The organism is Mycobacterium colombiense (assembly GCF_001665835.1).
Lineage (GTDB): Bacteria > Actinomycetota > Actinomycetes > Mycobacteriales > Mycobacteriaceae > Mycobacterium > Mycobacterium colombiense_A.
The window spans coordinates 210,990-224,349 of record NZ_LZSX01000073.1 but is presented as its reverse complement, the minus strand read 5'-3'; the positions used below and the strand labels follow the sequence as shown (position 1 = coordinate 224,349).

Genomic DNA, 13,360 nt, shown 5'->3' with positions numbered 1-13,360 from the left:
GGTATCGTTGGAATTTTTGACTACAACCGTTGTCACTTTAGAGCTTAGGAGCGATGTGCAGACGGGTCAACGACGGGGACGCTGGACCGGCGTCCCCTTGGAGAGTCGCCTCGCGCTTCGCCGGGACAACCTCATCAGCGCCGGCGTGCAGCTACTCGGCAGTCCGGAGGGGCCGGCGCTGACCGTGCGCGCGGTCTGCCGTGAGGCCGCGCTGACCGAGCGCTACTTCTACGAAAGCTTCGCCGACCGTGACGAATTCGTGCGCGCGGTCTACGACGACGTCTGCACGCGCGCGATGAACACCCTGACGTCGGCGACGACCCCGCGCGAAGCGGTCGAGCGATTCGTCGAGTTGATGGTCGACGACCCGGTCGGCGGACGCGTGCTGTTGCTGGCGCCGACCGTGGAGCCGATTCTGACCCGCTCCGGCGCCGAGTGGATGCCCAACTTCATCGACCTGCTGCAACGCAAGCTGTCCCGCATCGGGGACGCCGTGCTGCAGAAGATGATCGCCACCAGCCTGATCGGCGGGCTGTCCAGCCTGTTCACCGCCTACCTGCACGGACAGCTCGGCGCCACCCGCAAGCAATTCATCGACTATTGCATCAACATGCTGTACATCACGGCCGCGCCCTACGTCCCGGCCGGCGAGCTCGGCAAGTCGCAATAACGCGTTTTCAATTGCGCCGCATCGGCAAGCCGTACAACTAGACCTGTAAACCGCGGCAACTCGAAACCGGCATCAAACCGTCACATGCCGCGCCGGACCGGAACTTGATGCTACTGAAGTACACAGATATATTGACTGCTACCCATCGACACAGATAACTGGAGGCCGTATGTCAGCCGCGCTGACCGACTTACAGCTCCTGCACGAGCTCGAGCCATTCGTCGAGACGTACCTGAATCGGCACGAGAGCATGCACAAGAACTGGAACCCGCACGACTACATCCCGTGGTCGGACGGCAAGAACTACTACGCACTCGGTGGGCAGGACTGGGAGCCCGGTCAGTCCCAGCTGTCTGACGTCGCCCAGGTGGCGATGGTGCAGAACCTGATGACCGAAGACAACTTGCCCTCATATCACCGCGAGATCGCGATGAACTTCGGCATGGACGGCGCCTGGGGCCAGTGGGTCAACCGGTGGACCGCCGAGGAGAACCGGCACGGTATCGCGCTGCGCGATTACCTGGTGGTGACCCGCGCGGTCGACCCGGTCGAGCTGGAGAAGCTGCGCATCGAAGTGGTGAACCGGGGCTTCAGCCCGGGCCAGAACCAGCAGATTCGGGCCGATCTGTTCGCCGAGAGCCTGTTCGACTCCGTCATCTATGTCACGTTCCAGGAGCTGGCGACCCGGATTTCGCACCGCAACACCGGTAAGGCCTGCAACGAGCCGATCGCCGACCAGCTGCTGGCCAAGATCTCCGCCGACGAGAACCTGCACATGATCTTCTACCGCGACGTCAGCGACGCCGGTTTCGCGGCCGCGCCCAATCAGGCGATGAGGTCGCTGCACAAGGTGCTGCGCAACTTCCAGATGCCGGGCTACCAGGTGCCCGAGTTCCGGCGCAAGGCCGTCGTCATCGCCGTGGGCGGCGTGTACGACCCGCGCATCCACCTCGACGACGTGGTCATGCCGGTGCTGAAGAAATGGCGCATCTTCGAGCGTGAGGACTTCACCGGTGAGGCGGCCGCCATGCGCGACGACCTCGCGCTGCTGATCAAGGAACTCGAGCAAACCTGCGAGAAGTTCGAGATCTCGAAGCAGCGCCAGCTCGACCGCGAAGCCCGCACCGGCAAGAAGGTCACCGCAGCCGAGCTGCACCGGACCTCGGGCACGCTGACGATGAGCCGGCGGTAACCAAGCGGTGCGCATCGGTTCCATCGCGCTCGCCAGCCCGGTGGTTCTGGCACCGATGGCGGGCGTAACGAACGTCGCATTCCGGACGCTGTGCCGTGAGCTCGAGCAAGCCAAGGTCGGCACCGTCAGCGGGCTCTATGTCTGCGAGATGGTAACGGCGCGTGCGCTTGTCGAGCGTCATCCGGCCACCATGCATATGACGACGTTCGCCGCCGACGAGTCGCCGCGCTCGCTGCAGCTCTACACCGTCGACCCCGCGACCACCTACGTGGCCGCCAAGATGATCGCCGACGAAGGCCTGGCCGATCACATCGACATGAATTTCGGCTGCCCGGTGCCCAAGGTGACCAAGCGCGGCGGCGGGTCGGCGCTGCCGTACAAGCGGCGGCTGTTCGGTCAGATCGTCGCCGCGGCGGTGCGCGGCACCGAGGGCACCCGGATACCGGTGACCGTCAAGTTCCGCATCGGCATCGACGACGAACACCACACGCACCTCGATGCAGGCCGCATCGCCGAAACCGAAGGGGCCGCCGCGGTCGCGCTGCATGCCCGCACGGCGGCGCAGCGCTACTCCGGCACCGCCGACTGGGAGGAGATCGCCCGGCTCAAGCAGCAGGTGCGGACGATCCCGGTGCTCGGCAACGGCGACATCTATGACGCCAGTGATGCGCTGACCATGATGGCCACGACGGGCTGCGACGGCGTCGTCATCGGCCGCGGCTGCCTGGGCCGGCCCTGGCTTTTCGCCGAGCTGTCGGCCGCGTTCACGGGCAGCCCGCCACCCGAGCCGCCCACGCTGGGCGAGGTCGCCGATATCGTTCGACGGCACGGGCAGCTGCTTGCCGCGCACTTCGGCGAGGAGAAGGGCATGCGCGACATCCGCAAGCACATCGGCTGGTACCTGCACGGCTTTCCGGCCGGCTCCGAGCTGCGCCGGGCCCTGGCGATGGTCAAGACGCTCGACGAGCTGGACTGTCTGCTCGACCGGCTGGATGGCACCGTGCAATTCCCGGATGAGGCGACGGGCCCGCGCGGCCGGCAGGGTTCACCGGCACGGGTGGTGCTGCCGGAAGGTTGGCTGACCGACCCGGACGACTGCACGGTGCCGGCCGGCGCCGACGTCATGCACTCCGGCGGCTGAGCCGACAACTCGAGATCGCGTCTGGACCAATAACTCAGTACGATGTGGGCTTTGTTGCATGCGTTTGGGTGGCGGATGGGTTCCGTGCCGCTGCACCAGGGCAACAAAAGTGGTTGGCACCAGCGGGAGCGCTCGCAATGCGGGGCTGCGCTGACACTACGCACGGACACGCTGACGTCTGCATCAGAGCTTCGGAGGCCGGTACGACATGAGTGACGCCGAGAGCGACGCCACTCGTAATGGTCGGCGCGGCCCGGGCGGGGCGCACGCCCGCCCGATCGCGGCGGTCCCGGCGCCGTTGGGCGCCGCTCCCTGGGAGCGATTCTTCGAGCCTCCCGCCGACGACAACCTGCACCGCTGGCAGCCCGACGCCCCGAGCGAGCCCGTCGTGCCGCGCGAGGAAGAACCCGAACAGGGCGGATCCCACACCGGCGGTGGCGTCAGCGTCGCCGATCTGATCGCCAAAATCGGCGCGCCCGGCCGCCCCGTCCACCATCGTGCCGCTGCCGAGGATCCGGAGGTCGAGCCGTTCGGCGCCGAGCCGGGCCTGCCGATCGAGCTGCAGAAAACGCAGGTCATCGACGACCTGGCCTACTCCATGGACGCCGTCGCCGAGCTTCGCGCCCTCGAGGCCGCCGACTATCCGAACGACGACGACCCAGAGGACCTGGCCCCCGACGCCGGCGCCGAGGAACCGGGACGCCGGCGCCGACCGCTGCTGGTGGCCGCGCGGTCGACGGCCGCCCTGGCTGCGGTGCTGGCCCTGGCCATGACCGGTGGGGCGTGGCAGTGGAGTTCGTCGAAAAACGCCCGGCTGAACACGATCAGCGCGCTGGACCAGGACTCCAGCGATATCCGTGACCCGGGCGGGCAGTACGGCGACGAGGACTTCTTGATCGTCGGCCTTGACTCCCGGTCGGGCGACAACGGCAACATGGGCGCCGGAACCACCGACGACGCCGACGGAGAACGCTCGGACACGGTCATGCTGGTCAATATTCCGGCCAACCGTAAGCGCGTGGTGGCGGTGTCGTTCCCCCGCGACCTGGCGATCACCCCGATGCAGTGCGAAGCGTGGAACCCCGAAACCGGCAAGTACGGGCCCCTCTACGACCCGAAGACCAAGACCTACGGCCCGAAGATGGTCTACACCGAGACCAAACTGAACTCGGCGTTCGCCTTCGGCGGCCCGAAATGCCTGGTGAAGGAAATCCAGAAGCTGTCCGGCTTGAACATCAACCGCTTCATCGCCGTCGACTTCTCCGGCTTCGCGAAGATGGTCGACGCCCTCGGTGGCGTCGAGGTCTGCTCGAGCACGCCGCTGCACGACTACGAGTTGGGCACGGTCCTCGAACACGGTGGACGCCAGGTCCTCGACGGCTCCACCGCTTTGAATTACGTGCGGGCGCGCCAGGTCACCACCGAGGTCAATGGTGATTACGGCCGGATCAAGCGCCAGCAGCTGTTCTTGTCGTCGCTGCTGCGGTCGTTGATCTCCGAGGACACGCTGCTCGACCCCAACAAGCTCAACAACGTCGTCAACATGTTCATCAGCGACACCGTCGTCGACAACGTGCGGTCCAAGGACCTGATCCAACTCGGTCAGTCGTTGCAAGGCATGGCGGCCGGGCACGTCACATTCGTGACCGTGCCGACCGGTGTGACGGACCAGAACGGTGACGAGCCGCCGCGGATGGCCGACGTGCGAGCGCTGTTCGACGCGGTCATCAACGACGAGCCGCTGCCCGAGGAGAACGACCAGAACGCCCAGAATCTGAGCACGGCTCCGACGAAGGGCCCGTCGAAGGCGCCGACCACCAAGAAGACGCCCGCACCGGCGCCCGAGGCGCAACACGAGCAGATCACCACCACCTCGCCCACCGGCGTGACGGTGCGGGTTTCCAACGCGACCACGCAAACCGGCCTGGCTGCCACCGCCACCACCCAGCTCAAGCAGGACGGCTTCAACGTGATGTCGCCCGACGACTATCCGAGCTCGGTGAACGCGACGACCGTGCTGTTCTCGCCCGGCAACGAAGAGGCCGCCGCCACCGTCGCATCCTCGTTCGCCAACGCGAAAGTCCAGCGGGTTTCCGGCTACGGGCAGGTCGTGCAGGTGGTCCTAGGCCCCGACTTCAAGTCGGTCGCCAGCCCGCAGCCCAGCGGATCGTCGATGAGCCTGCAAATCGAGCGCGGTTCAAGCAATGCGCCGGCCAAGCTGCCCGAGGACCTGACCGTCACCAATGCGGCCGACACCACCTGCGAGTAACCGCTTTTTGACGGCGCTCCGCTGTCCGTTTCGGGCGGCGAGACCGTAGGCTTGGTGCTATGCGGACCGCCTACCACGAACAACTCTCGGAGTTGTCCGAGCGCCTCGGCGAGATGTGCGGCTTGGCAGGAATCGCCATGGAGCGGGCCACCCAGGCTCTGCTGCAGGCCGACTTGGTGCTGGCCGAACAAGTCATCTCCGATCATGAAGCCATCGCCGAGCTGAGTGCGCAGGCTGAAGAAAGCGCCTTCGTGCTATTGGCTTTACAGGCACCGGTGGCCGGCGATCTGCGAGCCATTGTGAGTGCCATCCAGATGGTGGCAGACATCGACCGGATGGGCGCGCTGGCGCTGCACGTCGCCAAGATCGCCCGTCGGCGCCATCCCCAGCACGCGTTGCCTGAAGAGGTCAACGGCTATTTCGCCGAAATGGGGAGCATCGCAGTCGAATTGGGCAACAGCGCCCAAGAGGTGGTGTTGTCGCGCGACCCGGAGAAGGCCGCCAGGATCCGCGAAGAAGACGACGCCATGGACGATCTGCACCGGCATTTGTTCTCAGTGCTGATGGACCGGGAATGGAAGCACGGCGTTGCGGCGGCGGTCGACGTGACGTTGCTCGGCCGGTTCTACGAGCGCTTCGCCGACCACGCCGTGGAGGTGGCCCGGCGGGTCATCTTCCAGGCGACGGGCAGACTGCCCGAGGAAGAAGCGAAATCCGCCTCGCAGTAAGCGACACTGCGGCGCCCGGCTAGCCGAAGCGGCCGGAAATGTAGTCCTCGGTCGCCTTCTGACTCGGGTTGGAGAAGATCTTCTCGGTGTCGTCGACTTCGATCAGCCGCCCTGGCTTTCCGACGGCCTCCAGGTTGAAGAACGCCGTATAGTCGCTGACCCGGGCCGCCTGCTGCATGTTGTGCGTGACGATGACGATGGTGTAGTCCTGCTTCAGTTCGCTGATCAGCTCTTCGATGGCCATCGTCGAGATCGGGTCCAGCGCCGAACACGGCTCGTCCATCAGCAGCACATCGGGCTGCACGGCGATGGCCCGCGCGATGCAGAGGCGCTGCTGCTGCCCGCCGGACAGTCCGCCGCCGGGCCGGTCCAACCGGTTCTTGACCTCGTCCCACAGGTTCGCCCCGCGCAGCGAATACTCGGCCGTCTCGTCGAGCATCTTGCGGTTGCGCACACCCTGCAGCTTCAGGCCGGCGACGACATTGTCGCGAATTGACATGGCGGGGAACGGGTTCGGCCGCTGGAACACCATCCCGATGGCCCGGCGCACGCCGACCGGGTCGACGCCGGCACCGTAGATGTCTTCGTCGTCGAGAAGCACGCTGCCATCGACCCGTCCGCCGGGCACCACCTCGTGCATCCGGTTGAGCGTGCGCAACACCGTCGTCTTGCCGCAACCCGACGGGCCGATGAACGCCGTCACGCTGCGGGGCAGAACCGATAGCGTCACATCCGCGACCGCGTGAAACGATCCGTAATAGATGTTGACGCCCTTGAGGTCCAACCGTTTGGCCACTTACTGCTCCTGCCTATGACTTTCTGACGCCCAGAAATTTCGCTATCACCCGGGCCGCGACGTTGATTGTGGCGATCACCAGGATGAGGGTTAATGCGGCACCCCACAACCGATCCGTGGGGATGGGGTTGAGGCTCGCGCCCGCCGTCGTCTGGTTGAACATCATGCCGGGCAGCGTCCCCATGAATCCGCTGAAGATATCGAAGTTCATCGATTGTGCGTAACCGACGAGGATCAGCAGCGGCGCCGTCTCCCCCATCACCCGGGCCATAGCCAGCAGTATCCCGGTGACGATGCCGGACAGCCCGGTGGGGATGACCACCCGGGCAATGGTTTTCCACTTGGTGATGCCCAGCGCGTAACTGGCCTCGCGAAGGTCCACCGGGACGATCCGCAGCATCTCCTCAGTTGCCCGCACGATCACCGGGAGCATCAGCAGGACCAGCGCCAGCGACACCGCGAACTCCGATCGGGGGAGTCCCAGTGTTGCCACGCACAGCGCATAGATGAACAGCGCCGCAACGATTGACGGCACACCGCTGAGGATGTCCACCATGAACGAGGCCAATCTGCCCAGCGCGGTGCCGCCGCCGTACTCGACCAGATAGATCGCGACCATCAGGCCGAGTGGGACGGATATCAGGGCGCATAACAATCCCTGCAACAGGGTGCCGATCAGGGCGTGGTAGGCGCCTCCCCCGGTCACGAATGCCGTCATCCCCGCTTGCGAGTGCGACCACCACGTGGTCGACGCCACCGCCTTGAAGCCCTTGGCGACCACCGACCACAGCACCATCACCAGTGGGGTCACCGCGACCAGCAGCGACAGCGAAACCAGCAGGGTCGCAACGTAATTCGTGATACGTCGGCGCCAGCTGACCGGCGAGAACGTCCGCGGCTTGAGTGGGCGGTCCAGCATCGAGGTCATCGGGCGCCCTTTCGCCCGGCTCCGGCGACGGCGCCCCGCGCGAAGGCGTCGACCACGAAGGTCAGCACGAACAGCGTCAGCCCGGCCGCGATGTACGCGCCGGCCTTGTACCGGTCGTCGAATTCGGCCGCGGCGCCGGCGATCTTGGTCGCGAAGGTGGAGCCGCCGTCGAACAGTGACCAGCCGAACGCCGACTGGGTGCCCCGCAGGATGATCAACAGCGCCACCGTCTCCCCCAGGGCGCGGCCCAGCCCCAGCATCGAGCCGCTGACGTAGCCCGACCGGCCGAACGGCAGCGTGACCGTCTTGACCACTTCCCAGCGGGTGGCACCGAGCGCCAACATGGCCTCGATCTGGTCCTGCGGTGTCTGGACGAACACCTCGCGCGTGACCGCGGTGATGATCGGCAGAATCATCACCGCCAGGACGATGCCGCCGGTGAAGATGGTGCCCCCACCGGCGGGCGACGCGTTGCCGCTGGCGAACAGAAAACACCAGCCCAGGGAACGGTTGAGCCAGACGGCGACGGGCCGCAGCTGCGGCGCCAGCACGTACAGGCCCCACGCTCCGTAGATGATCGAGGGCACCGCGGCCAGCAGGTCGACCGAATATGCCAGCGGGGTGGCGACCCGCCGCGGCGCGTACTGGGTGATGAAGATGGCCACGCCCAGCGCGACCGGCATGGCCAGGATCAACGCGAACAGCGACACGACCACGGTGACCGGGACGAGGCTGGCGATGCCGAAGTGCATCGCGGAGGTGTCCGTGGTGACCCACACACCGCCGTAGCTGAAGAAGTTCTCCCGATTGCGGTGCAGCGCCGGTATCGCGCGTCCGAGCAGAAACGCGGCGATCGCGGCGATGACCACGATGATGACCAAGCCCGACGACTGCGCGAGCCAGCGGAAGACCCGGTCCGCCACATGGGGCCGCCCCTCTCCCCAGGGGCTGGTGGGCGTGGCCTGCTTTTCCGGATACGGTGCGGCGACAACCGCACCCGAACCCGCGTGGATGGGGTTTGGCGTTGTCACTGTGATCCCGTCACAGGTCTGCTGTCGCTCCTTGAAACCAGATTCAATTGCTTTACTGCATCGCATTGATGGCCGTGATCAGTCGTTCCCTGACCTTATCGGGCAGCGGGGTGTAGCCGGCCCTCGCGAGTTCGCCCTGCGCGCTCGTGGCGGATATGGAGAGAAACGATTTGACGGCCGCGGCGGTCTGCGCGTCGTAGCCCTTTGAGCACACGATCTCGTAGGTGACCAGCAGCAACGGGTAGACACCCGGTTCCTCGGAGCCATACATGGCATTGAGGTCGAGCACCAGGTCGTCGCCCTCGGCCAGGAATCGGGCCGCGTTCACGGCGTTCCCGGCCGTGTCGTTGGTCAGCGGAATCACGCCGCCGCGGGTGGCGATTTTGGCGTAGGGCACGCCGGCCTGGTCGGCGAAGCCCTTCTCGACGTATCCGATGGAGCCCGGGGTGGCCCGTACCGCCTGGATGACGCCGGCAGACTTCGCGGCGCCCTCGCCGACGCCGCCCTGAAATTCCGTGCCGACCCCTTTGGACCAGCTCTGCGGCGCGGCCGCGGTCAGATACTTCTGGACGTTGTCGGTGGTTCCCGACGAGTCGGACCGGTAGATCGGGGTGATCTTGGTGTCGGGCAGCGCCGTGCCCGGATTCAGGGCGGCCAGGATCGGGTCGTTCCAGCTGGTGATCCTGCCGGTGAAGATCTTGGCCAGCGCGTCACTGTTGATCACCAGGGCGGGATTTCCGGGCAGGTTGTAGACGATCCCGATGGGGCCGAAGACCAGCGGCAGGTCCCACGCCGGGTTCCCGTCGCAGCGTTTGGCGGCGGGCCCGATCTGGTCGGCGACCAAGGGAGAGTCCGCGCCTGCGAAATCGACATGTCCGGCGATGAACTGCTCACGGCCGGCACCCGATCCGGTCGGGTTGTAGGCCAGGCCCTTGCCCGGGCAGTACTGGCCCCAGACCTGGTTGAACACCGTGACGGCGTTCTGTTGAGCGGTCGAGCCCTCCGCGGTCAGCTTGTCCTTGCCGCCGCACCCCGCCGTTCCGGTGACGCCGGAGCTGGGCGCACTGACCCCGCGGGGGTTTTCGTCGCTGCCGCAGCCGGTCAGTGCTCCGGCACCGAGCGCCGTCGCCAACGCCATGGTGGCCAGCGCCCTGCCCTGCCTGTCGAGCCTCACCGATCTCGCTTTCCTGACGCGTCCCCGGACGCATTTAGGCGCCGCTGGCCATCTCTGATGTGAGGTTGCCAAGCGACGGCGAAAATATGCGCCGACGCGGCCCACAGCAACGTCGGTGGCCAGAACCAGATTAACGATCTGGGTAGGTGCCGCTCGTACCCGCGCTCAGTTGGCCGCGGGTACGACCGCGTATGCGGTGTCGACGCTGTAGGTGATGAAGCCCAGGCGCTGGTAGGTGCGCACCGCGGCGACATTGTCCGACTCCACGTAGAGCATCACGGTGGGGTCGGGGGCGTCGGCCAGGCGTCGCGCCAGCCAGTCGATGCCGACGGCGGTCAGCGCCTGCCCCAACCCGCGGCCCTGCGCCGACGGGTCGACGCCCAGGACGTATACCTCGCCCAGCCCGGGCCGATCGAGGTGCACCTTCGTCCAGTGGAAACCCAGCAGCGTGCCGGGCTGGTCGCTGCCGGAGTCGTCGAACGCCAGGAACAGCCCCGCCGGGTCGAACCACGGTTCGTTGCGGCGCTCCGCCAGCTCGACGTCCGTCCAGCCGCCCTGTTCGGGATGGTAGGCAAACGCGGCATTGTTGACCCGCAGCAGCTCGGCGTCGTCGGCGCTGCCCGCATAAGTGCGGATCATGACCCCGGGCACCGACGGCACGGTCTCGGGTAGATCGCGCAGCGAGCGTCGCATCTGCATCAGTTCCCGCACGGGCGCCAGTCCCAGCGCCGACGCGGTCGCTCGGGCCGGCTCGAGCGTGCCGTGCGCCCAGAACCGGTTTCCCGCACCGGTTTTGGCCAGCGCCGCGCGTGCCAGCGTGGACCCGATGCCGCGGCGGCGCGCCTGCGGGTGCACCACGAGTTCGGCCATCCCGGTCTCCCCTTCGCGTGGCGGGCTCAGGTTGAGGTAACCGACGATCGCGTCGCCGGCCGGGGCGGGATTCGTGATCAGCAGATGCTCGGTGCGGTCGTGGCCGAGTTCGCGCAGCACCTGCTCGCCAACGGGCGCGACTCCATCGGATTCGGTTGCCGCACTGACGAGTTCGCGTACGCCCCGCTGCTCTTCGACGGTCAGCGTCCGGCGCCAGTCGGGCGCCGTCACTGCGTGTGCAACGGATCGACCAACGGGTCTTGGACGTCCTGCGATTCGGATTCGGATTCGGCGTCGGCCTCGTCGGGTTCGTCGGGCTCGGCGACCGGTGTGCGGCCCCGCGCCGGGCGGACGGCCTTGTAACCGACGTTGCGGACGGTGCCGATCAAGGCCTCGTACTCGGGACCGAGTTTGGCCCGCAGCCGGCGCACGTGCACGTCCACGGTGCGGGTGCCACCGAAGAAGTCGTATCCCCAGACCTCATGCAGCAGCTGCGCGCGGGTGAACACCCGCCCGGCATGCTGAGCCAGGTACTTGAGCAGTTCGAATTCTTTGTAGGTGAGATCCAGCGGGCGGCCCCGCAGCCGGGCGGTGTAGGTGCCTTCGTCGATCACCAACTCGCCCAGGCTGACCTTGCCGGCGCTCTCCTGGTCCGCGAGCCCGCCGCGACGGCCAATCACCAGCCGTAGCCGCGCGTCGACCTCGGCCGGCCCGGTGGTGGGCAGCAGGATCTCGTCCAGGCCCCAGTCCGAGCTGACGGCCACCAGCCCGCCCTCGCTCACCACGGCCAGCACCGGGACCGACCGGCCGGCGGTGCTCAACAGGCGGCACAGTCCGCGCGCCGACGACAGATCGGTGCGCGCGTCGACGAGCACCGCGTCCGCGGTCCCGGCCTCGAGCAACGAAGAAGGTTCTGGCGGCGCCGTCCGTACGGCATGCGGAAGCAGGGACAACGACGGCAGGACCGGGTCGGGATGAAGCTCCGAGGTCAGCAGTAGTAGCTCCAACTAGCCCCTCCAGCTCGGGGGAACGGCATCTCCCAATTTCACAACGCCATTAAGCGTTAGTTACCAGGTCATCTAACGATAACGTGTCACCTGGCTGTTTCGCGTGGCAGACGAGCCGGTGTGAGCCCCACCACTACCGATCCGGCGGCGACCGGCCCTTTGGTGTTACGCCACAATGTGCGGGTGCGCAAGTTGCTGATTGCTGTGACCGTGACGGCGATCCTGGTTGCGGTGGTCGCCCTGGGCGCGATCGGTTTCGACTACGGGACCAGCATCTACGCCGAATACCGGCTGTCGTCCAGCGTCCGTAAAGCGGCCAAGCTGGGCACCGACCCGTTCGTGGCCATCGTGGCATTTCCCTTCATTCCGCAGGCGATGCGCGGCAACTACAGCCAGGTGGAGATCAAGGCCAACGCCGTCGACCACGCGATGACCGGCAGGGCCACCCTGGAGGCCACGATGTACTCGGTGGACCTCGCCCGGGCGTCGTGGCTGATCAGCCCGGACGCGAAGCTCGCGGTGGGCAAGCTGGAGAGCCGCATCATCGTCGACTCGACGCACCTGGGCCGGTTCATGGGCATCAGCGACCTGATGGTGGAGGCGCCGCCCAAGGAAACCAACACCTCCACCGGCGGCGTGACCGCATCGGGCATCTCGGGTAGTCACGGGCTGGTGTTCACGGGCACACCCAAATCGGCGGGCTTCGATCGCCGGGTCAGCGTCTCGGTCGACCTGTCCATCGCCCCCGATGACCCGGCGACGCTGGTGTTCACCCCGACCGGCGTGCTCACCGGCTCGGATACCGCCAACCAGACCGTGCCGGCGGACAAGCAGGACGCTGTGCTGCGCGCGTTCAGCGGAAGGCTGCCCAATCAGCGCCTGCCTTTCGGTGTCGCGCCGACCACCGAGGGCGCTCGGGGATCCGACGTCATCATCGAGGGCATCACCCATGGAGTAACCGTGACCCTCGATGGGTTTAAGCAGTCATGACCGTCATCGTCGTGATCGTCGCGGTGCTCGCCGCGGCAGCTCTGGCCGGGTGGTTGCTGACCCGGCGCTCCGGACGCATCCGGGAAATCGACACGAAGCCGGATCGGGACACCGACGCCGACATCGCGGCGCTGGGGCTGTCCCGCAGCGGGCCGACCGTGGTGCATTTCAGCGCCCCGTGGTGCGGGCCGTGTGATCGGGTCCGCCGGGTCGTCGAGCAGGTCTGCGACGACCTGGTCGACGTGGCACACGTCGAGGTCGACCTGGACGCCAATCCGGAGACCGCACGCCGGTATTCGGTCCTGTCCCTGCCCACCACGTTGATCTTCGACGTCGACGGCCGGCAGCGATACCGCACGTCCGGAGTGCCCAGCAGCGCCGACCTGCGGTCCGCCCTGAAACCGCTGTTGGCCTGACCACCGTGTCATTGGGTAAGCTGACCGACGTGTTAGCCCGCCTCGAGCCCATGCTCACCCAGCGTCGCGCAGTTGAACTGTGCCGCACTGCGGGCTGTTGTTGTTGCTGTTGCTGCTGAGTAGCCGCGCTTCCGCGTAGCACTCGGAG

General features: G+C 66.7%; 14 protein-coding genes. 8 read left to right on the top strand and 6 right to left on the bottom strand.

The annotated features are described in order from the left end of the window. Positions 1–55 precede the first annotated feature (55 nt). The 5 genes from A5760_RS15995 (at position 56) to phoU (ending at position 6,000) form a co-directional block, all read left to right on the top strand. Positions 56–670: a TetR/AcrR family transcriptional regulator gene (locus A5760_RS15995; RefSeq protein ID WP_155764350.1), complete on the top strand. Its 615-nt coding sequence runs from the start codon at positions 56–58 to the stop codon at positions 668–670. A gap of 169 nt (positions 671–839) precedes the next feature. Continuing rightward, positions 840–1,862 carry an acyl-ACP desaturase gene (locus tag A5760_RS15990; protein ID WP_064882395.1) on the top strand — a complete coding sequence of 341 codons (1,023 nt, stop codon included), beginning with the start codon at positions 840–842 and terminating at the stop codon, positions 1,860–1,862. Positions 1,863–1,869: 7 nt separating this feature from the next. Further along, entirely contained in the window at positions 1,870–3,003 is a 1,134-nt protein-coding gene (gene dusB, locus A5760_RS15985) for a tRNA dihydrouridine synthase DusB (RefSeq protein ID WP_064882393.1), read from the top strand. Positions 3,004–3,301: 298 nt separating this feature from the next. Then, positions 3,302–5,272 (top strand): LCP family protein, encoded by a 1,971-nt coding sequence (locus tag A5760_RS15980; RefSeq protein WP_196772114.1) that lies wholly within the window; start codon positions 3,302–3,304, stop codon positions 5,270–5,272. 59 nt (positions 5,273–5,331) lie between these two features. Beyond that, the gene (gene phoU, locus A5760_RS15975; protein ID WP_064882389.1) at positions 5,332–6,000 is read left to right on the top strand and encodes a phosphate signaling complex protein PhoU; all 669 of its coding nucleotides are present in this window, start codon (positions 5,332–5,334) and stop codon (positions 5,998–6,000) included. Positions 6,001–6,019: 19 nt separating this feature from the next. Here the strand turns inward: phoU and pstB are convergent, their stop codons facing one another. The 6 genes from pstB to A5760_RS15945 all read right to left on the bottom strand — a co-directional run bounded on the left by pstB (position 6,020) and on the right by A5760_RS15945 (position 11,806). Then, positions 6,020–6,796 carry a phosphate ABC transporter ATP-binding protein PstB gene (gene pstB / locus A5760_RS15970; RefSeq protein ID WP_064882388.1) on the bottom strand — a complete coding sequence of 259 codons (777 nt, stop codon included), beginning with the start codon at positions 6,794–6,796 and terminating at the stop codon, positions 6,020–6,022. 13 nt (positions 6,797–6,809) lie between these two features. Then, positions 6,810–7,724, bottom strand: a complete 915-nt coding sequence (gene pstA / locus A5760_RS15965) for a phosphate ABC transporter permease PstA (protein ID WP_064882387.1) — start codon at positions 7,722–7,724, stop codon at positions 6,810–6,812. Further along, positions 7,721–8,821 (bottom strand): phosphate ABC transporter permease subunit PstC, encoded by a 1,101-nt coding sequence (gene pstC, locus A5760_RS15960; RefSeq protein ID WP_419538249.1) that lies wholly within the window; start codon positions 8,819–8,821, stop codon positions 7,721–7,723. Before pstC ends, pstA begins: the two co-directional genes overlap by 4 nt. Next, on the bottom strand, positions 8,808–9,929 hold the full coding sequence (gene pstS, locus A5760_RS15955; protein ID WP_064882386.1) for a phosphate ABC transporter substrate-binding protein PstS: 1,122 nt from the start codon (positions 9,927–9,929) through the stop codon (positions 8,808–8,810). Before pstS ends, pstC begins: the two co-directional genes overlap by 14 nt. 165 nt (positions 9,930–10,094) lie before the next feature. Beyond that, a complete protein-coding gene (gene mshD / locus A5760_RS15950; RefSeq protein ID WP_064882385.1) occupies positions 10,095–11,030 on the bottom strand; it encodes a mycothiol synthase in 936 nt (311 codons plus the stop codon). Then, positions 11,027–11,806, bottom strand: a complete 780-nt coding sequence (locus A5760_RS15945) for a winged helix-turn-helix transcriptional regulator (RefSeq protein ID WP_064882384.1) — start codon at positions 11,804–11,806, stop codon at positions 11,027–11,029. The genes mshD and A5760_RS15945 overlap by 4 nt, the downstream gene beginning before the upstream one ends. Before the next feature lie 177 nt (positions 11,807–11,983). On the opposite strand from A5760_RS15945, the gene lmeA reads away from it, so the two are divergent. Genes lmeA through A5760_RS27790 form a run of 3 tightly spaced genes read left to right on the top strand, consistent with a single transcriptional unit; the run spans position 11,984 to position 13,331 of the window. Next, the gene (gene lmeA, locus A5760_RS15940; RefSeq protein ID WP_064882383.1) at positions 11,984–12,796 is read left to right on the top strand and encodes a mannan chain length control protein LmeA; all 813 of its coding nucleotides are present in this window, start codon (positions 11,984–11,986) and stop codon (positions 12,794–12,796) included. Further along, positions 12,793–13,212, top strand: coding sequence for a thioredoxin family protein (locus A5760_RS15935; RefSeq protein WP_064882382.1), 420 nt, complete (start codon positions 12,793–12,795; stop codon positions 13,210–13,212). Before lmeA ends, A5760_RS15935 begins: the two co-directional genes overlap by 4 nt. Positions 13,213–13,217: 5 nt before the next feature. Then, a complete protein-coding gene (locus tag A5760_RS27790; protein WP_364298402.1) occupies positions 13,218–13,331 on the top strand; it encodes a putative leader peptide in 114 nt (37 codons plus the stop codon). Positions 13,332–13,360 lie beyond the last annotated feature (29 nt).